Origin of the sequence: Microbacterium sp. ISL-59, from assembly GCF_018613945.1 — a bacterium.
GTDB classification, from domain to species: domain Bacteria; phylum Actinomycetota; class Actinomycetes; order Actinomycetales; family Microbacteriaceae; genus Microbacterium; species Microbacterium oxydans_B.
Genome location: NZ_JAGGPG010000004.1, coordinates 1 through 19,265 on the forward strand (window position 1 = coordinate 1; position 19,265 = coordinate 19,265).

The window sequence follows — 19,265 nt, forward strand, 5'->3', positions numbered from 1 at the left end:
CCACGACCCGCGACACCACGAACAACGGCAGCGAGACCGACGACGCCGCGAACAACGACGCCACGGACGACGGCAGCAAGACCTACGACGTCGCGACCCGCACCCGCGGCCTGCCGCTCGACAGTGCTCAGAGCATGAGTGGCCTCGACCGTCTCGGCGTGAACTGTCGACCTGTGCGACACGATGTGGCATGCTTGCGGGCATTGCGCCGGGCCCCGTTTCTGGGGCCGTACGTGAATCGAGAGGCAGACGCCGGAACACATGTCCAGACCACTCGCGGGACCGCAGGGCCTGCTACGCACGCTCAACGGTCGCGCGATCCTGGAGGCGCTCGCGCGCAGCGGCCCGCAGACCCGCACGGAGCTGATGTCGGCGACGGGTCTCTCCCGCACGGCCGTCACCCAGGTGCTGCGGATGCTGGAAGCGGCGGGAGCCGTCGCCGCCGCGGGGGTCGACCGCGAGACGCGGGGGCCTGCCGCCGGTCGTGTGACCCTGCATCCACGGCTCGGGTTCGCCGCCGCCGTGCACATCGACCACCATGCCGCGCACGTGGTGCTCGTCGACGCCCGCGGAGTCGTGCACGCAGAGGAGCACGCGGTGCTACCGCTGCAGGAGGATCGCGTCGAGCACATCGTCGCCCTCGTCGACCGATGCCGTCTCGCGGTGAAGGCGGCGAAGGGCGCGATCCACCTCGCGGTCGTCGGCATTCCCGGGATCGTCACCGCCGATGGCGGCATCCGCGACGATCTCGGTCCGGACGGCGGTGCTTTCCGGGCCGCGCTGACCGCGTCGCTCGGTTGCCCCGTGCGCATCGAGAACGACGTCAACCTCGCCGCCCTCGCCGAGCTCACGGCGGGCGCGGGCGGCGACCTCGCCAGTTTCGCCCTGCTGCTCCTCGACGACGGGATCGGAGCCGGCATCGTGATCGACGGCGCGCTTCATCGCGGGTTCTCCGGAGTCGCCGGTGAGGTCATGTATCTGCCGCAGACGCCGCTCCCGATCGGGGCACCCATCGTGAGTGACGTCGTCGTCGGAGACCTCGCGCTCGGGGTGGGGCGGGACGCCGATGCCGGGCTGGAGGAGCACCTCGAGGCGGCCGGTCGCGGCGACGAGGCCGCGAGCCGCGTCGTCGCCGAGATCGGCAAGCGCATCGTGCTCGTCGCCGGCAGCGTCGGTCTCGTGCTCGACCCCGAGGCGTTCATCCTCAGCGGCAAAGCCGCCCATCCCGTGCTGGTCGAGGCGATCCAGCGCGTCGCGGACGAGTACGCGCCCCAGCTCCCGCTGCGGTTCCTGGTCTCTTCATTCGGCCCGGAGGCCCCGCTGGTCGGCGCCGTCGACGAAGCGGCATCCGCCCTCCGGAGCATGCTGTTCACCCGCATCCTGACCCCGGCTGCGAAGACCGGCCGCTGAGCACCGCCCCGATCGCCGCCCTCGATCGCCCGTCCCTACCCGACAGGATCCCCGATGACCGCTCCCTCCGACCTCGCCGACCGCCTCGGCCTCGCTCCCGGCGCGCGGGCGATCATCCTCAACGCCGACGACTTCGGCATGTGCCATGCGGCGAACACCGCGATCGTCGATCTGCTCACTGCCGGGCGCATCGACTCGACGACCGTGATGGTGCCGTGCTCGTGGTCGCCCGAAGCCCTGGCCTTCGCGGCGTCCCGCACCGATCTCGACGTGGGCGTGCACCTGGTGCTCACCAGCGAATGGCGACGCTACCGTTGGCGCCCGCTGACCGGCACGGGGACGAGCCTCGTCGATGCCGACGGGTTCTTCCCCGTCGATGTCGCGTCCGTCGAGCGGACCGCGACCGACGACGACGTCGCCGCCGAGCTCGCCGCCCAGCTGCAGGTCGCGCTCGACGCCGGTGTCGATGTGACGCACCTCGACAACCACATGGGCTCGGTCTACGGCCTCGTCACCGGCCATGACTTCCTGGGCCCGGTGTTCGAGCTCGCCGCCCGCAACGGCCTCCCGTTCCGACTGCCGCGTCGCATGGACGGGGTGGGGGAGGAAGCCGCGCTGCAGGCCAAGCTCGACGACGCGGCGGCCTCCGCCGATGCGATGGGCGTGGTGATCATCGATCGGCTGTGGTCGCATCCCTTCGAGCTCCTCCGCGAGGGCGAGCCCGACGAGGAGACCTACGAACAGGTGCGCGACGGCTTCATCGCGTTGCTGCGCGCCGTTCCCGCCGGCGTCACCGAGATCTACCTGCATCCGATGATCGACGACGACGAGCTCCGGGCCGCGGTCGACTTCAGCGCGGCGAAGCGCGGGTACGAGCTGCGTCTGCTCACCGACCCCGCCGTGCTGCAGGCCATCGAAGACGAGGCGCTCGTGCGCATCGGCTGGCGCGACCTGCGCGACCTGCAGCGGGCCGGCGACCGATGACCGTTCTGGGCGAACGCCTGCGCGATCGACGGCTGGATGCGGCGCCGACCAGGGCGCAGACGATCGCGTTCGGAGCATCCGGGTTCCCGACCCAGCTCATGGCGCAGACGTTCTCCGCCTTCATCGTCTACTTCTACGTCTCCCACCTGGCCGTGCCGGCCGGATGGGTGGCCGCGGCGATGATCGCCCACGGCATCCTGAACGCGGTGCTGAATCCGGTCGTCGGCACGATCTCCGACCGGATGCGCACCCCCTGGGGCCGGCGCATCCCCTGGATCGGTCTGGGCATCGTGCCGCTCGTGGTCGCCTTCGCGCTGGTGTGGATGCCGCCCGAGCTCCCGGCCGCCGGCCTCATCGTGTGGTTCCTCGTCGTCGTCGCCGTGTACGACATCGCGTTCGTCGTCGTGGTGCTGAACATCTCGGCGCTGTTCCCCGAGATCTTCCGCACGACCGAGGAGCGGGCGCGCGGCAACGTGCCGCGGCAGATCTTCGCGATCCTCGGCATGGTGCTCGGCACCGCCGGCGCGCCCGCCCTGTACAGCGCGCTCGGGTGGCCGGGGATGGCCCTGGTGTTGGGCGCCGTGTGCCTCGTGCTGCTCGTGTGGTCGTTCTTCGGCGGGATGATCGAGCGCCGAGTCCCGGAAGCGGCGTCGGAAGCGATGCGGTGGGGTGACCAGTTGAAGTACACCTTCCGCAATCGGGCCTTCGTCCCCTACGTGCTCGGGTCGCTGTTCGTGCAGACCTCGATCGCGGTGATCCTCGCCGCGATCCCCTTCTACGTGCGGTACTCGCTCGGGGCTGCCGAGGGAGAGGGCAGTCTGCTGCTCGGCGCGATCTTCGTCACCGCGATCCCGTCGATCGTGCTGTGGAGCGCGGTTGTCCGCCGCACCTCGCCGCGCACGGCGGTGCTGTGGAGCGTGACGGTGTTCGGAGTCGCCGTGCTCGGATACCTGGCGCCGTCGAACGTGCTCGGCGCGGTGTTGGTCGGCGTCGCGGTCGGGGTAGGCGTCGGCGGGCTCCTGCAGCTGCTCGAGGTCATGCTCGCGCAGATCATCGACGAGGATGCTGTGCGCACCGGGCACCGCCGCGAGGGCGCCTACTTCGGGGTCAACGGCTTCGTGGTGCGCGGATCGGTGGGGCTGCAGGCCGTCGTGGCCGCGGTGGTGCTGACGGCATCCGGCTTCGATGCCACGCTCGGCGACGCGCAGCCCGCGAGCGTCGACGGCGGCATCCGTCTGATGCTCGCCGTGATCCCGCTCGTGTTCACCGCCCTCGCGTGGCTGTGCTTCTGGCTCTACCCCATCCGCACCCGCGACATCTGAGGCCATCTCTCATACTCAGCACGGAGGAGGCGCGACGCCCCCGTGCGACAGAGTCGACCGTCCTGCCCGAGGGCGCAGGGTCGCGCCGATGCGAGCATCGGGGAGGGGCCCCGCTTGCGGGGAGGGGTGCCCCGCTCTGCGAGCAGCGGCGCGACCCGGAGCCCGTCCCCACAAGTCGAAGACTCAGACCGATGCAGCCTGCCGCGCCTCCCACCCCGTGCGCACCATCTCGTCGACCGTGTACCGCATGGTCCAGTCGAGGTCGCGGGCGGCGAGCTCTCCGGTGGCGACGATGCGGTCGGGGTCGCCGGGGCGGCGGGGACCGATCTCGGGGGTGAAGTCGATGCCGGTCACGCGGGCGACGGCATCCATGATCTGCTTCACGCTGAGTCCGTCGCCGGAGCCGAGGTTGTACGCCGCCTCGATGGAGCGGCCGTCGGCGAGGCGCTGGGCGGCGGCGACGTGCGCGGCGGCGATGTCGCCCACGTGCACGTAGTCGCGCACATTCGTGCCGTCTGCGGTGTCGTAGTCGTCACCGAAGATCTTCGGGGTCTTGCCCGCGAGCAGCGCCTCGAACACGATCGGGAAGAGGTTGTGCGGGCTCACGTCGTAGACCGTCGGATCGGCGGAGCCCACCACGTTGAAGTACCGCAGCGAGGTGTGCCGCAGCGGGCGCGCGGAGTCGGCCGTCGCGATGGCCTGGTCGCGCAGCAGCCACTCGCCGATGAGCTTCGACTCTCCGTAGGGACTGGCCGGCTTCTTGGCGGTGTCCTCGACGACGAGCGCGACATCGGGGGTGCCGAACACGGCGGCCGAGGAGGAGAACACGATGTTCGAGACGCCCGCGGCTTCCATCGCCTCGAGGATGATCCGGGTGCCCTCGACGTTCTGCGCGTAGGTGTGCAGCGGGCGCTGCACCGAGACGCCCGCGTACTTGTATCCCGCGACGTGGATGACGCCCTGGGCATCGTGGTCGCGCAGCGTCTTCTCGACGAGCGCGCGGTCGAGGATGCTGCCCTGCACGAACGGCACGCCCTCCGGCACGAAGGACGCGACGCCGCTGGAGAGGTCGTCGAGCACGACCGGGGTGAGCCCGGCTTCTGCGAGGGCCCGCACGACGTGGGCTCCGATGTAGCCGGCGCCGCCGGTGACGATCCAGGACATTGCGTTCCTCTCCTGCCGCGGAGTGATCGCGGCTCGATCGATCATTCTCTCAGGCGTCGCGGAGCGGACCTGCGGATGGGGTGACCGTGAACAGGTGCGGTGCGCCGAATCCCGAGGCGGCGAACGCGGCGGTCACGGCATCCGACACGGTGCCGACGGCATCCTGCTCGATCAGCGCGATCGCGGCTCCCCCGAAACCCCCGCCGGTCATGCGGGCGCCGAGAGCGCCGGCGGCCAGTGCGGTGTCGACGGCGGTGTCGAGCTCGACGGTCGAGATCTCGAAGTCGTCACGCATCGACACGTGCGATGCCACGAGGAGGTCGCCGATGGCCCTGGCACCCTGCTCCTGCAGCACCTGGACGGTGTCGAGCACGCGCTGGTTCTCGGTGACGATGTGACGCACGCGGCGGAAGGTCACGTCGTCCATCAACTCCTGAGCGCGGGGGAGTTCGGCGATCGACACGTCGCGCAGGGCAGGCACGCCCATGAGCGATGCTCCGAGTTCGCACGATGCCCGGCGTTCGCGATAGCCGCCCGTGGAGTGGGCGTGCTTGACGCGGGTGTCGATCACGAGGATCGCGAGTCCGGCTTCGGCGATGCCGAGCGGCACCGGCCGGGCCTCGAGCGAGCGGCAGTCGAGGAAGATCGCGGTGTCGGGCTGACCGAGCATCGACGCCATCTGGTCCATGATCCCGGTGGGAGCTCCGACGGCCTCGTTCTCGGCACGGCGTCCGACGCGGGCCAGAGCCGTGGCGTCGAGGCCGGTGCCCCAGAGCTCGTTCAGGGCGGATGCCGTCGCCCCCTCGATCGCGGCGGACGAGGAGAGCCCAGCGCCCACCGGCACGTCGGAGGCGATCGCGATGTCGAGGCCGCGGAACGGGCCGTCCTCGGCGGTCGCATGCCGCAGCGCCCAGGCCACGCCCAGCGGGTACGCGGCCCACTCCGGGACGGCGGGGTGTGTGCCCGGCGCGGTCGGAAAGAGTCCGTCGAGTTCGTCGAGACCGACCTCCACCGGCTCCTCCGCGAAGGTCGACCCGACCAGGACGCGGCCGCGGTCGTCGCCGCGCAGCCCGACCGCGGCGACCGTGCGCTGGGGGATGGCGAACGGCAGCACGAAGCCGTCGTTGTAGTCGGTGTGCTCGCCGATCAGGTTGACGCGACCCGGTGCCGACCAGAGGCCGTCGGGCTCGCGACCGGTGAGCTCGGCGAACAGGGCGCGGGCGTTGTCGTGGGCGCCGGTCATGCGGATGCTCCGTCGGAGGTCGAGGTCGAGGTCGGGTTCGCGGTCGGGTTCTGCGAGGAGCGTTCGATCGCCTCGCGGAGGCGTGCGGCGCCGACCTCCGGCGGGACCTCGGCCGCCCATGCCCCCATCGCGGCCTCAGACCCGGCGAGGAACTTCAGCTTGTCGGCGGCCCGGCGCGGGCTCGTCAGCTGCAGGTGCAGGCGCACGGTGTCGCGACCGACGTGCACGGGGGCCTGGTGCCAGGCGGCGATGTACGGGGTCGGAGTCTCGTAGAGGGCATCGACGCCGCGCAGCAGGCGCAGGTAGAGCGGGGCGAGCTCGTCGCGCTCGGCCTCGGTCGTCTCGGCGAAGTCGGGCACGTGGCGGTGCGGCATCAGGTGCACCTCGAGGGGCCAGCGGGCGGCGAACGGCACGAAGGCCGTCCAGTGCTCGCCGCGGAACACCACGCGCTCGGAGGCCTGCTCGGACTCGAGGATGTGCTGGAACAGGTCGGGTGCCGTGCGGTCGATCGACTCGAGCAGCCGCGTGGTGCGTGGCGTCACGTAGGGGTAGGCGTAGATCTGGCCGTGCGGGTGCGGCAGGGTGACCCCGATCGCCTCGCCGCGGTTCTCGAACGGGAAGATCTGCTGGATGCCGGGCAGCTTCGAGATCGCCGCCGTGCGGTCGGCCCAGGCCTCGATGACCGTGCGAGCGCGGGTGACGGACTGCGTGCCGAACGAGCCGGAATGGTCGGGGCTGAAGCAGACCACCTCGCAGCGCCCGACCGAGGTGCGGGTGCGACCGAGGCCCAGGGCGGCGAGGTCGTCGAGGCCGCGCGGCGCGTTCGATGCCTGCGGCGCGGTGCCGACGGCCTCGGCGAGGGCGGGGCCGAACGCTGGGGAGCGGTTCTCGAACACCGCGACGTCGTAGCGGGACGGCACCTCGGAGGGGTTGCCCGGGGTCTGCGGTGCGAGCGGGTCGGCGTCGGCGCTGGGCATCATGACGCGGTTCTGCCGGTTGGCGGCGACCGTGATCCAGTCGCCCGTGAGCACGTCGAGGCGCATGGTGGCGGTGTCGGGACGCGGGTCGAGCGTGCGGGCATCGACACCGCGTTCGGCTCCGAGCGCGGTGCCCGGATCGTCGTAGTAGATGAGGTCGCGGCCGTCGGCGAGGGTGGTGGCGCGTTTGACGACGCCGGCGCCGAGGGTCTCGGTGCGTAACTCAGGAAGATCGTGCGTGTTCACGTAAACATGGTAGCCATAGAGCCGTGATAACGTCAACACTGCGGAGTTGTGCACGGGTGTCGAACGGAGAATGTGCGTGGGAAGCGAACACGACCTGGTCGGGAAAACGGGCTCCGGACGGCCTCGATCGGCGTCCGGTCGCGTGTCGATGGCCATGGTCGCCGCTCGCGCCGGCGTCTCTGGTCAGACCGTCTCCCGTGTGGTCAACGGCAGCCCTCGCGTCGATCCCGACACGCGCGCCCGCGTCGAGGGAGCCATGGCCGAGCTCGGGTACCGCCCGCACCGTGCGGCCCGCGCCCTGCGCACCGGTCGCTCGCAGACCATCGGCCTCGTCGTCACTACGCTCGCCACGGTCGGCAACTCGCGGATGCTGCAGGCCACGGCCGAAGCGGCGGCGGAACGCGGATACGCCCTGACGCTCGTGACCGCGACCGACGGCGTCGCCGAGGCGTTCGAGCGGCTCGCCGAGCAGGAGGTCGACGGCGCGATCGTGCTCAACGAGGCATCGGCACTTGTCCCGGCGACGCAGCCCCCCGCGGGTTTGCGCCTGGTCGTGGTCGATGCGCCGACCGACGCGGGATTCACCTCCGTGCACAGCGATCACGCCGGCGGAGCGGCACTCGCCACGGCGCGGCTCCTCGCCCTCGGGCGCGACACCGTGCACCACCTCGCCGGCCCCGAAGATTCCTTTGCGGCCGTCGAGCGCGAGCGGGGATGGCGCGAGACTCTGGACTCCGCCGGCATCCGTCCATCCGCCGTGGTCCGGGGCGACTGGAGCGCCGACTCGGGATATTCGGCGGGGGGAGCCCTCGCTGGGGCATCCGCGGTCTTCTGCGCCAACGACCAGATGGCGCTCGGGCTGATGCGCGCCCTGGCCGAGTCCAGCCGCCGCGTGCCCGAGGATGTCGCGGTCATCGGCTTCGACGACGTGCCCGATGCGGCGAACTACCGCCCGCCGCTCACCACGATCCGGCAGGACTTCGCCGCCCTCGCCCACCGCGCGGTCTCGGCGCTGGTGGATGCGATCGAGGGTGCCCCGCAACCCGAGGGCTCCGCCGTCATCCCGACCGAGCTCGTCGAGCGCGACAGCACCGCCTGACCTCCGGCGCGAAAGCGCTTCGGTTGCGTTCGACTCTCGTCTCGTGGCATGATCTCGGAAAGCGCTTTCCACTTACGGTCGAGAGGAAGCACCGACAGCTTCCCGCGAAAGAAACGGAACACCATGGCCCAGGCGAACACCCGCGAGATCGGCATCATCATGAACGGCGTCTCCGGACGCATGGGATACCGGCAGCACCTGGTGCGCTCGATCCTCGCGATCCGCGAAGAGGGCGGCATCGAGCTGCCCGACGGTTCCCGCATCACGGTGAGGCCGATCCTCGTCGGTCGCAGCGAGGCCAAGCTCGCAGAGCTCGCCGCGAAGCACGGAATCGAAGACTGGACGACCGACCTCGACGCCGCCCTCGCCGACCCCCAGTGGGAGATCTACGCCGACTTCCTGGTGACCAAAGCCCGCGCCACCGCGATCCGCAAGGCCATCGCCGCCGGCAAGGCCATCTACACCGAGAAGCCGACCGCCGAGTCGCTGGAAGAGGCGCTCGAGCTCGCCCGCCTCGCGAAGGACGCTGGTGTCAAGACCGGCGTCGTGCACGACAAGCTCTACCTGCCGGGCCTGCAGAAGCTCAAGCGTCTGATCGACTCCGGCTTCTTCGGTCGCATCCTCTCGGTGCGCGGCGAGTTCGGCTACTGGGTGTTCGAGGGCGACTGGCAGCCGGCGCAGCGCCCGAGCTGGAACTACCGCACCGAAGACGGCGGCGGCATCATCACCGACATGTTCCCGCACTGGAACTACGTGCTCGAGAACCTCTTCGGCGAGGTCAAGAGCGTCTACGCGCAGGCGGCCGTGCACATCGCCGACCGCTGGGACGAGAAGGGCGAGCACTACACGGCCACGGCCGAGGACGCGGCCTACGGCATCTTCGAGATCGAGGGCGGCGTGATCGCCGAGATCAACTCCTCGTGGACCGTGCGCGTGAATCGCGACGAGCTCGTCGAGTTCCAGGTCGACGGCACGCACGGCTCGGCCGTCGTCGGGCTGTTCGGCGCGAAGATCCAGCCCCGCAACGCCACCCCCAAGCCGGTGTGGAACCCCGACCTGGAAGACACCCGCGACTACGACGCCGACTGGCAGAACGTGCCGACCAACGAGGTCTTCCTCAACGGCTTCCGTCAGCAGTGGGAGGAGTACCTGGTCTCCTACGTCGAGGGCACCGAGTATCCGTTCGACCTGCTCGCCGGTGCCCGCGGTGTGCAGTTCGCCGAGGCCGGTCTGACCTCGAGTGCCGAGGGTCGCAAGATCGCCCTCTCGCCGCTGACGCTGGGCTGAGACGCGCATGAGCACCCTCCGACTCCTCCGTGCGACCGGTGAGACCGCCGACGTCTCCCTCAACGACTCGGGCGCCTACACCCGTCCGACCGTCCCGCTGCAGAGCCGCGTCGCCTATGCCGCCGCGCACGTGGTGCCGAAGGTCCACGCCGACAACACCCCGGGGCAGCCGGCCGACATCGACTGGGACGCCACGCTCGCGTTCCGGCGCAACGTGTACTCGTGGGGACTCGGCGTCGCCGACGCCATGGACACCGCGCAGCGGAACATGGGGCTGGATGCCGCGGCCACCCGGGAGTTGATCTCCCGCAGTGCCGAGGTCGCCCGAGAGGAGGGCGGCTCGGTCGTGGTCGGCGTCAACACCGACCATGTCGCCGAGACGCACATCTCGATCGACCAGGTGATCGCCGCCTACCTCGAGCAGCTGCACTTCACCGAGGAGCAGGGGGCCGGCCCCGTGCTCATGGCCTCCCGCCACCTCGCCCGTGTCGCGACGGGCGCCGACGACTACCGTCGCGTCTACCGTGAGGTGCTGTCGCGCGCGACCGTGCCCGTGGTGCTGCACTGGCTCGGCACGGCATTCGACCCCGAGCTGGCCGGATACTTCGGCGCCGACGACTGGCAGACGGCATCCGCAGTGCTGCTCGATGTGATCGCGGAGAACCCCGACAAGGTCGCGGGCGTCAAGATGAGCCTGCTGAACGCCGAGTCCGAGATCTCCGTGCGGGAGCGGCTCCCCGAGGGGGTGCGCATGTTCACCGGCGACGACTTCAACTACGTGAGTCTGATCGGTGGCGACACCGTCGGCGACGGCGCGGGGCACTCCGACGCGCTGCTGGGGGCGTTCGCGGCGATCACGCCGGTGGCGTCGGCGGCGATCCAGGCGCTGGACGCCGGCGACCCGGAGTGGTACCTGCGCATCCTCGGCCCGACCGAGGAGCTCAGCCGACAGGTCTTCGCGGCACCGACCTTCTATTACAAGACCGGTGTCGCCTTCCTGGCCTGGCTCAACGGCCACCAGCCCGCGTTCCAGATGGTGGGAGGCCTGCACTCCGCGCGCAGCCTGCCGCATCTGAGCCGCATCGTCGAGCTCGCCAACGCCTCGCTCGCGCTCGAGCAGCCCGACCTCGCCCGCGAACGCTGGCACGGGATGCTGCGCCTGAACGGGGTGGACGCGTGAGCGCCGTGGATCCGCGCCTGTCGATCAACCAGGCCACCGTCAAATACGCCGACCTGGCCACGGCCCTGCGGGTCACCGCCGACGCCGGCATCCAGGCGATCGGACTGTGGCGCGAGCCCGTCAACGAGGTCGGCCTCGACGTCGCGGCCCGGATGCTGTCGGACTCGGGGCTGCGCTTCACGACCCACTGCCGCGGCGGCTTCTTCACGCTGCCCGCCGGGGCCGAGCGGGAGGCCGCCCTCGACGACAACCGTCGGGCGATCGAGGAGACCGCGACCCTGGCCGCCGCCGGTGCCGAGGGCTCGACCGCGGTGCTCGTGCTCGTCGCGGGTGGCCTGCCCGAGGGGTCGCGCGACCTGATCGGGGCGCGCGAGCGCGTCCGCGATGCGATCGGCGTTCTCGCTCCCGAGGCGAAGGCCGCGGGGGTCACGCTCGCGATCGAGCCGCTGCATCCGATGTTCGCCTCCGATCGTGCCGTCGTCTCGACGCTCGGTCAGGCGCTCGACATCGCCGCCGACTTCGAGCCCGCCGTGGTCGGTGCCGCGGTCGACACGTTCCACATCTGGTGGGATCCGCAGGTGCTCGAGCAGATCGCCCGCGCGGGTCGCGAAGGCCGCATCGCCACCTACCAGGTGTGCGACTGGAAGACGCCCCTCCCCGCCGACGTGCTGCTCTCGCGGCACTACACGGGCGACGGGGTGATCGACTTCGGCTCGCTCACCCGGGCTGTCATCGCGACCGGGTACGACCGCGACATCGAGGTCGAGATCTTCAACGCCGACATCTGGGCGGATGCCCCCGAGAACGTCGTGCGCCGCACGGCCGAGACCTTCGCCGCGGCCGTCTCCCCACACCTCGGATGACGCGCGCCGGTCGCCGGTCGTGTCCCACCTGTCGGACGGATGCACGGATGCAGGACGAAAACGGGGCATTCGGTCCGACATCCGTGCATCGCGCCTGCATCCGTACCGCCGACGACTCGCACGGACGGGACTCGAGAGGATGACGGCATGACCCGGACCCGCCAGGGACTGTGCTCGGTGACGTTCCGCGCGCTCGAGAGGCCCGAGTGACGAAGAGTCGGGAAGTAGGCTCGGAGACATGACCAACCCCGCATCGCCCGCGGAGCGGCCGGCGTCGGAGCGCGCCTCGCGTCATCCCCGCGGCCCCGCGCCCACGCTGCACGATGTGGCGCGGGAAGCCGGTGTCTCCCTGGCGACGGCCTCGCGCGCGCTCAACGGCTCGGAGCGCAAGGTGGCTGAGTCGTTCCGCGAACGCGTCGAAGCCGCGGCCGCGAAGCTCGGCTACACGGCCAACGTCTCCGCCCAGGCGATCGCCCGGGGAACGTCCCCCGTCATCGCCCTGCTCGTCGCCGACATCGCCGACCCCTACTTCGGTCTGATCGCGTCCGGCGTCGCGCGTGGTGCCGACGAGCACGGGCTGGTCGTGACGATCGCGATCACCGAACGCGACCAGGCGCGGGAGGCGCGGATCGTGCGTGCCCTGCGCGGTCAGCGGCCGCGCGGGCTGATCCTCGCGGCTTCTCGCACGCAGGAGCCGATGGAGGTCGACACCGCGCACGAGCTCGCCGAGTTCGCCCGCCTGGGGGGCACGGTCGTCGCCTTCGGGCCGGACGGCGATGCCGACCGCCGCATCGAGATCGACAACCGTTCCGGTGCCGAGACGCTGGCGCGGCGAATGGCCGAGCTCGGTTACCGCTCGGCGATCATCCTGGGCGCCGCCGAGGGTGTGCGTACCTCCGACGATCGCCTGGCCGGCTTCCGCGCCGGGTTCGAGGCCTCCGGAGGCGTGGTGGAGAGCGTGCGGCGGGGCGACTTCCGACGTGAATCGGGGAGTGCGGGCATGGCAGCCGCGCTCGCCGACGGGGTGCCGGCGGGAACCCTCGTCTTCGCGATCAGCGACGTCGTCGCGATCGGCGCGATGTCGGCCATCCGCGACGCCGGTCGTGAGATCGGTGCGGACATCGCGGTCTGCGGCTTCGACGACGTGCCGGCCGCGAGCGATGTGTCACCGGCTCTGACGACCGTCCGCGTGCCGCTGACCGAGGTGGGCTACCAGGCGTTCCGTGCGACGGTCGACGCCGACTGGGAACAGTCGCCGCTCCCTGTCGAGGTCGTCGTGCGGGCGAGCACTCCCGCGATCACCCGATGACCCGCGTGGTGCTGGCGCCCGACAGCTTCAAGGGCACGATCACGGCGGCCGATGCCGCGGCCGCGCTCGCCGAGGGCTGGGCTGCGGTGGATCCCACCGCCGAGTTCGTGCATCGGCCGATGGCAGACGGCGGGGAGGGTACGGTCGCCGCATTCGAGGCCGCGGTCCCCGGCGCGGTCCGGATGCCGGTCGTCGTCGACGGTCCTTCCGGAACGCGCGTCGACACCTCGTGGCTGCTGCTGCCGCCGAGCGAGGGCGCGCCCGCGGGAACCGCGGTGGTCGACCTCGGCTCGACCTCCGGAATCGAGCTCCTCGACGAGCTGCGGCCCTGGGATGCCGACACGACGGGCCTCGGCCAGGCCATGGGCGCAGCCCTCGACCACGGCGTCTCGTGTCTCGTGGTCGGCATCGGATCGAGCGCCTCGACCGACGGCGGCACCGGGATGCTCACCGCGCTGGGTGCGCGGTTCCTCGACGCGTCCGGCGTGCCCGTAGCCCGCGGTGCCCGAGGGCTCGCCGAGATCGCCGCGGTCGACCTGACGGGGTTGCGAGCGGCGCCCGAGGTGCGCGTGCTGACCGACGTCACCAACCCGCTCACCGGCCCACGGGGTGCGGCCGCGGTGTTCGGCCCGCAGAAGGGGCTGCGTGCGATGGCGGACATCGCGCTCGTCGACGACGGTCTGCGCCGCCTCGCCGAGCTGCTGGGCATCGACCCGGCGGGGGAGGGCAACGGCGCGGCAGGCGGCACCGGTGCCGCGCTCGTCGTGTGGGGCGGCGTGCTCGCTCCCGGCGCCGCCGAGGTGGCCGAGCTCATCGGCCTCGCCGACGCGATCGCCGACGCCGACACCGTCATCACCGGTGAGGGCTCCTACGACGGACAGTCCGGCGACGGCAAGGTGCCCTCGTTCCTCGCCGGCCTCGCCGCTGCGGCGGGCACCCGCGCGTTACTCGCCGCCGGACGCATCACCGCGGATGCCGACACCGCGCTGTTCACGGCATCCGTTTCTCTCACCGATCTCGCCGGCTCGACCCAGTCAGCCCTCGCCGACCCCGCGCGCTGGCTGCGGGAGGCCGGCGCCGTGCTGGCCCGCGCCGCGGCGTCCTGACTCCGGCCCTGCAGGCGGGCCTGAGGCCTCGGATGCGGCCGTGACACGGCGTTGTCTCCGTCGGAAATTGTTCATCCGACGTAGGGTTCGCCCTCTGCTACGATCAGCGCAGAATACCGGTTGTTCGATCGAATGGACTGAGCCGGCTTCGCTCGATCTAGGGGAGATTGTCCGTGAGTCCTGTCCGTTCGCGCCGTCGCGCTGCGCTGTCCGAATCCCACCGGGGGCTGGGGTCCCGCATGCTCCGCACCGGCGGAGTCCTGCTCACCGCACTCGCGCTGATCGCCTCCTCCGCAGTGCCCGCCGTCGCCGGCGAGATCGCACCCGCGACCCCGACGATCGTCACCGCAGCGGCACCGGATCTGGTCAGCGACGACCCCGCCGTGGTCTCCGCGGCCCACGGAGCGCAGATCAGCACCGAACTCGGTGACGTCTCATCTCGCGATGCTTCTTCCGACGATGCTTCTTCCGACGATGCCTCTTCCGACGATGCCTCTTCCGACGCCATGCCGCCCACCCAGGATGCCCCGTCGACGCAGTCGCGCATCGCCGGTGCGGCAGCGACCGAGGCGGGCCCGCCGGAATCGAGCTACGGCGAGGTGGTGCGGGTCACCGTCTCCGGACGCTTCGTGACCCCCGCCGGAGCGGCCGTCAGGGGAGTGAACCTCCGCGCGGAGGCCATCTACGGCGATGGTCCCGGCCTGTTGGCTCAGGTCATCACCGGCGCAGACGGCACCTTCACGATGCACGTCGACACGGCGCGTCCGTTCTATCTCCTGGTGACCCCGGGGGCGGGCTATGTCGCCGGAACGCTCGGCACGGACCGCAAGATCCTTCCCGGCAACTGGGCGGAGGATCAGTGGGTCCTCGAGCCGGTCGCGGCCGTCTCGACGCTGGGCGATGTCGCGCTCGTCGCGGGACAGCAGGTGTCGGGAACCGTGGCGGTCACGGGCCCCCTGTCGCTCACCGAGGCGCGGCTCCAGCTGTCGGCGGACGGCATGCAGTTCGATCTGCCCCTCTCGATCCAGACGGGCTCGACGCCCTGGTCGGTGACCGTCCCCAAGGGTACGTATCGCGCATCGGTGAGCGCGTACGGCCTGGGTATCGACGCGTACCACGGAGGAACCTCGTACGAAACGGCGAAGCTGATCGTCGTGAACGGTGCGGTGGCGAACATCGGGATCGGCGTGACGGTGAGCTCCCGGACCATCTCGGGCACGGTCCGCGATCTCAAGGGGAACCCGGTCGAAGGCGCCGGTGTCACGCTGAACCCTCGCCCGTGGGTCACGGGGAGTCTCTCCCGGTCCGCGTCCACTGCGGCCAACGGCACGTACACCCTCATCAACGTCGTGCCCGGTACCTATGACCTGAGCTTCTACAGTTCCGGACCGCCCACGTACTGGCCCGGCGTCGGCAGCTGGGAGGATGCCGGGACCATCACCGTCACGGCGGCCTCCGGTTCGCTGACCGGCCGCGACGCCACGGTGACGGCCGGTGTGCGCATCTCCGGCACGTCGACCGACCCCGACGGGACGCCTCGAGAAGGCGACACGGTCTGGTTCCGTCTGGCGGGCAACGACGTCGGGTCCACCGTGACCGCTGCCGACGGCTCGTACTCGTCCTACCCGCTGGCGGCGGGGGAGTACACCGTCGGTCTGAGCCAGGCGGGCTCCACGGGAGCGCCGCAGCAGTGGTACGACGGCAAGAGGAGCGCGGCCGAGGCGGATCTCGTGCGTGCGACGACGGATGGCACGGTCTACGACGGCATCGACTTCGTCGCGGTGAAGGGCGGCTCGATCGCCGGCACCGTCTCCTTCGCGGGCGGTGCCGCGGTGAAGGGCGCCACGATCTCCGTGTTCGCGGCGCACAACACCTTCCAGCCGGTCGCCACGGCGACCACGGATGCGCAGGGCCGATACACGGTCAAGGGTCTGAACCGCGAGAACTACGTCGTCAAGGTCACCTCCGGCACGAGCGGCGTGGTCGATGTCTGGTACGGAGCCACCGCGAACGATCCGGCTGCCACGGTGATCGAGCTCGGCCTCGACGCGACGTTCCGCGCCGACGTCACCGCCGTCCTCGGCGGCACGATCAGCGGAAGCCTCACGCCGAGCATCGCAGGTCAGTCGTACTGGGTCTCATTGAGCAAGCAGGACGGCTCCGATCAGCGCTCCATCGCGGTGCCGACCACCGACGGCTCGGCCGTGAAGTGGGAGGTCTCCGGACTGACGGGCACGTGGATCGTCTCGGTCAACGGTGTCTACTGGAACGGCTCCGGGTCTGCCGATGGTGTCACGCCGATCACGGCCCTGCCCGGAAAGGTCTTCGGCGGCGTCGACTTCGATCTGCGCAAGAACCTGAACGTCACGGGGGCGTTGCGGACGACCGACGGATCGCAGATCGCGCGCGTCGACGTGACGATCGAGCGCCAGGACGGCGAGTGGTGGAACTACGTGGACTCGTCGTACCCGACCGGTGCGCAGTTCGGGTTCTCCGTGGAACCGGGCGTCTACCGTGTGCGCACCTCGGGATTCTCCCCGAACGGCGACGCACTGCGCGAGACGACGACGCCGTTCACCGTCGTCGCCGGCACGCCGACCGTGCTCGACATCGCGACGCAGCGGGGCTGGGCGGTCAGCGGACGCCTGACCGATGCGGCGACGGGTGAGCCGGTGTCCGGGGCATCCGTGCGGGCGCAGTCGCTCGTCACCTACTCGACCGCCTACGGCATGACCCAGTCCGACGGGACCTACCGCGTCGTGGTCGGGGCCCCCGGCGCCTGGGACGTCGTCGCGGCGGAGGGTTCTGCCACCTACTCGGCGGCGACTCGACGCGTCACCCTCGCTGGCACGGATCTCAAGGACATCACGTTCGCGCTCGCCAAGGGGCAGCGCGTGACTGGCCGGGCGACCGGCGAGAACACGACGAATCCGCTGCCCGGCATCCAGGTCGATGTCTGGAACGCCGCGGGGGAGATCGTCGCCTCGGCGACCACCTCCGGCGATGGCACCTATCGCACTCCCGCCCTGGCCGACGGCACCTACACCGTGCGCTTCGTGAACTGGAACGGACTGTACGTCGAGGAGTGGTGGAAGGATGCCACGACCTCGGCAACCGCGACGAAGATCAGCGTCGCGGGCAAGCCGGTCACGGCCGTCGACGCCTCCATGCGTCTCGGCGGCGTCATCATCGGGTCGGTGCTCGACGCCGACGGCAATCCGCTCGCCGGGGCCACGGTCGGCCTCGCGTCGATGCCGGACACGGGGATCGGGGCGTTCTTCGCACCGCTGACTCAGATGTTCGGTGCCACGCCAGGGGGAACGATCCTCGACGTCGAGACCACCACGGATGAGCATGGCACCTACACCCTGCCTCCGGTTGAGGCGGGATCGTACGGGTTGTACGTGTACTCGCCGACGACGGGCACGACGTGGTTCGACGGCAAGAAGACGTTGCGCGAGGCGGATGCCGTGGAGGTGTCCGCCGGAGGGACCGTGAGCGTCTCGCCGCAGCTGCGCGCCCTCGCCTCGGGGGAGGAGCCGCGCACGCCCGAGCAGTCCATCAGCGATGAGTTCACGATTCAGCGACAGCCCGCCGACGTGACCGTGACCGACGGTGAGACGGCGACCTTCCGTGCCGCCGCATCGGGCGCGACGGCCCCGACGATCCGGTGGGAGAAGCGCAAGCAGGGAGCCGCGACGTTCACGACGATCGCGGGTGCGACCGACACGACGCTCGCGCTGACCGGAACGCTGGCCGACTCCGGCACAGCGGTGCGCGCCGTCTTCACATCCGGAGGATCGACGAAGACGACGGACATCGCGACGCTGACCGTGAAGGCGAAGCCGTCGGTGCCGAAGGCTCCGACGGTGCCCGTCGTGTCGAAGCTGCAGGACACGGCCGCGCAGCTCGACTGGACCGCGCCCGCCTCGGGAGGATCTCCGATCACCGGGTACTCGGTGCGGATCTACACCGGGGGAGCGCTCGTCCGAGAGATCGCCGTCACCGGTGCGTCCTTCTCGCTCACCGGGCTCACCGCGCAGACGACCTATGCGGCGTCTGTGACCGCGGTGAACGCGGTCGGCAGCGGTGTGGAATCGCCGCGGGTCTCGTTCACCACGCTCAAGCTCCTGACGGTGCCGACCGCTCCGACCGCGGTGTCGGCCGTTCCCGGCGACGGGCAGGCCGTGGTGTCGTGGAAGGCTCCGACCTCGAACGGCGGGTCTGCGATCACGGGTTACACCGTGACGGCGTCGCCGGGCGGTGCCAAGGTGACGACGACGGGTGCGACGACCGGGATGGTCACCGGACTCACGAACGGCACCGCGTACAAGTTCATCGTCACGGCGACGAACGCCGTGGGGACGTCCGTGGCATCGGCCGTCTCGGACGCGGTCACCCCCGTGGTCGCACCGAAGGCTCCCGGCGCCCCGACCGCGGTGTCGGCGGTGGCCGGCAACGGGCAGGCGACGGTGTCGTGGAAGGCCCCGACCTCGAACGGCGGGTCTGCGATCACGGGTTACACCGTGACGGCGTCGCCGGGCGGTGCCAAGGTGACGACGACGGGTGCGACGACCGCGACGGTCACCGGGCTCACGAACGGAACGGCCTACACGTTCACGGTCACGTCGAAGAATGCGATCGGCACGTCGGTCGCGTCTGCCGCCTCCGCGGCCGTGACGCCGACGACCGCCCCGACCGCTCCGGTGGCCCCGAGCGCGGTGTCGGCGGTGGCCGGCAACGCCCAGGCGACGGTGTCGTGGACGGCGTCGGCGTCGAACGGTGGGTCCGCGATCACGGGCTACACGGTGACGGCGCAGCCCGGCGGCAAGACCGCCACGACCACGGGTGCCACGACGGCCACGGTCACGGGCCTCGCGAACGGGACGGCATACACGTTCACGGTGAAGGCGACGAACGTGGTCGGCTCCTCTGCGGCCTCTGCCGCATCCGCCGCCGTCACGCCGAAGGCCGCCGTCGCCGCGGTTTCCCGTCAGTCGGGTCCTGGTCGGTATGAGACGGCGGTGGCGGTGTCGGTGGCGTCGTTCCCGACGGCTGGCGTGCCGGTGGTGTAT

14 protein-coding genes are annotated in these 19,265 nt (G+C 70.9%); 10 read left to right on the top strand and 4 right to left on the bottom strand.

Annotation, left to right across the window (positions count from 1 at the left end; all coding sequences use genetic code 11):
* A partial coding sequence (locus tag J7E45_RS13470) for a hypothetical protein (protein ID WP_215069926.1) occupies positions 1 to 182 on the bottom strand: 182 nt, incomplete at its 3' end.
* Between the two features lie 79 nt (positions 183 to 261).
* Between J7E45_RS13470 and J7E45_RS13475 the strand changes: the two genes are divergently transcribed.
* From J7E45_RS13475 to J7E45_RS13485, 3 genes are read left to right on the top strand one after another with little or no spacing between them, the layout of a single operon-like run.
* Entirely contained in the window at positions 262 to 1,410 is a 1,149-nt protein-coding gene (locus J7E45_RS13475; RefSeq protein WP_215069928.1) for an ROK family transcriptional regulator, read from the top strand.
* A 54-nt stretch (positions 1,411 to 1,464) separates the two neighbouring features.
* The gene (locus tag J7E45_RS13480) at positions 1,465 to 2,394 is read left to right on the top strand and encodes a polysaccharide deacetylase family protein (RefSeq protein ID WP_215069930.1); all 930 of its coding nucleotides are present in this window, start codon (positions 1,465 to 1,467) and stop codon (positions 2,392 to 2,394) included.
* Positions 2,391 to 3,716 (top strand): MFS transporter, encoded by a 1,326-nt coding sequence (locus J7E45_RS13485; protein ID WP_215069932.1) that lies wholly within the window; start codon positions 2,391 to 2,393, stop codon positions 3,714 to 3,716. Before J7E45_RS13480 ends, J7E45_RS13485 begins: the two co-directional genes overlap by 4 nt.
* 183 nt (positions 3,717 to 3,899) lie before the next feature.
* On the opposite strand, the gene galE is transcribed toward J7E45_RS13485, so the two are convergent.
* The 3 genes from galE to galT are packed head-to-tail and all read right to left on the bottom strand — an operon-like array spanning position 3,900 to position 7,346.
* Positions 3,900 to 4,880, bottom strand: a complete 981-nt coding sequence (gene galE, locus J7E45_RS13490) for a UDP-glucose 4-epimerase GalE (RefSeq protein WP_215069934.1) — start codon at positions 4,878 to 4,880, stop codon at positions 3,900 to 3,902.
* Between the two features lie 49 nt (positions 4,881 to 4,929).
* Positions 4,930 to 6,123: a galactokinase gene (gene galK / locus J7E45_RS13495; RefSeq protein WP_215069936.1), complete on the bottom strand. Its 1,194-nt coding sequence runs from the start codon at positions 6,121 to 6,123 to the stop codon at positions 4,930 to 4,932.
* Positions 6,120 to 7,346, bottom strand: coding sequence for a galactose-1-phosphate uridylyltransferase (galT, locus tag J7E45_RS13500; protein WP_215069938.1), 1,227 nt, complete (start codon positions 7,344 to 7,346; stop codon positions 6,120 to 6,122). The genes galK and galT overlap by 4 nt, the downstream gene beginning before the upstream one ends.
* 148 nt (positions 7,347 to 7,494) lie before the next feature.
* Here galT and J7E45_RS13505 point away from each other — a divergent pair, with 148 nt between their 5' ends.
* The 7 genes from J7E45_RS13505 to J7E45_RS13535 form a co-directional block, all read left to right on the top strand.
* On the top strand, positions 7,495 to 8,445 hold the full coding sequence (locus J7E45_RS13505; protein WP_215070647.1) for a LacI family DNA-binding transcriptional regulator: 951 nt from the start codon (positions 7,495 to 7,497) through the stop codon (positions 8,443 to 8,445).
* A 123-nt stretch (positions 8,446 to 8,568) separates the two neighbouring features.
* Entirely contained in the window at positions 8,569 to 9,732 is a 1,164-nt protein-coding gene (locus J7E45_RS13510) for a Gfo/Idh/MocA family protein (protein WP_215069940.1), read from the top strand.
* A 7-nt stretch (positions 9,733 to 9,739) separates the two neighbouring features.
* Positions 9,740 to 10,912, top strand: a complete 1,173-nt coding sequence (locus J7E45_RS13515; RefSeq protein WP_215069942.1) for a dihydrodipicolinate synthase family protein — start codon at positions 9,740 to 9,742, stop codon at positions 10,910 to 10,912.
* Entirely contained in the window at positions 10,909 to 11,775 is an 867-nt protein-coding gene (locus J7E45_RS13520; protein ID WP_167634646.1) for a sugar phosphate isomerase/epimerase, read from the top strand. Before J7E45_RS13515 ends, J7E45_RS13520 begins: the two co-directional genes overlap by 4 nt.
* Positions 11,776 to 12,013: 238 nt before the next feature.
* Complete coding sequence (locus tag J7E45_RS13525) at positions 12,014 to 13,084, top strand: LacI family DNA-binding transcriptional regulator (RefSeq protein WP_091030197.1); 1,071 nt, start codon at positions 12,014 to 12,016, stop codon at positions 13,082 to 13,084.
* Entirely contained in the window at positions 13,081 to 14,190 is a 1,110-nt protein-coding gene (locus tag J7E45_RS13530) for a glycerate kinase (protein WP_215069944.1), read from the top strand. Before J7E45_RS13525 ends, J7E45_RS13530 begins: the two co-directional genes overlap by 4 nt.
* A 239-nt stretch (positions 14,191 to 14,429) precedes the next feature.
* A partial coding sequence (locus J7E45_RS13535) for a fibronectin type III domain-containing protein (RefSeq protein ID WP_215069946.1) occupies positions 14,430 to 19,265 on the top strand: 4,836 nt, incomplete at its 3' end.

What these genes read in the sequence shown, in the direction of transcription:
- J7E45_RS13475 (WP_215069928.1), top strand. Translation starts at nt 262, where the DNA reads ATGTCCAGACCACTCGCGGGACCGCAGGGCCTGCTACGCACGCTCAAC.
- J7E45_RS13480 (WP_215069930.1), top strand. Translation starts at nt 1,465, where the DNA reads ATGACCGCTCCCTCCGACCTCGCCGACCGCCTCGGCCTCGCTCCCGGC.
- J7E45_RS13485 (WP_215069932.1), top strand. Translation starts at nt 2,391, where the DNA reads ATGACCGTTCTGGGCGAACGCCTGCGCGATCGACGGCTGGATGCGGCG.
- galE (WP_215069934.1), bottom strand. Translation starts at nt 4,880, where the DNA reads ATGTCCTGGATCGTCACCGGCGGCGCCGGCTACATCGGAGCCCACGTC.
- galK (WP_215069936.1), bottom strand. Translation starts at nt 6,123, where the DNA reads ATGACCGGCGCCCACGACAACGCCCGCGCCCTGTTCGCCGAGCTCACC.
- J7E45_RS13505 (WP_215070647.1), top strand. Translation starts at nt 7,495, where the DNA reads ATGGCCATGGTCGCCGCTCGCGCCGGCGTCTCTGGTCAGACCGTCTCC.
- J7E45_RS13510 (WP_215069940.1), top strand. Translation starts at nt 8,569, where the DNA reads ATGGCCCAGGCGAACACCCGCGAGATCGGCATCATCATGAACGGCGTC.
- J7E45_RS13515 (WP_215069942.1), top strand. Translation starts at nt 9,740, where the DNA reads ATGAGCACCCTCCGACTCCTCCGTGCGACCGGTGAGACCGCCGACGTC.
- J7E45_RS13525 (WP_091030197.1), top strand. Translation starts at nt 12,014, where the DNA reads ATGACCAACCCCGCATCGCCCGCGGAGCGGCCGGCGTCGGAGCGCGCC.
- J7E45_RS13530 (WP_215069944.1), top strand. Translation starts at nt 13,081, where the DNA reads ATGACCCGCGTGGTGCTGGCGCCCGACAGCTTCAAGGGCACGATCACG.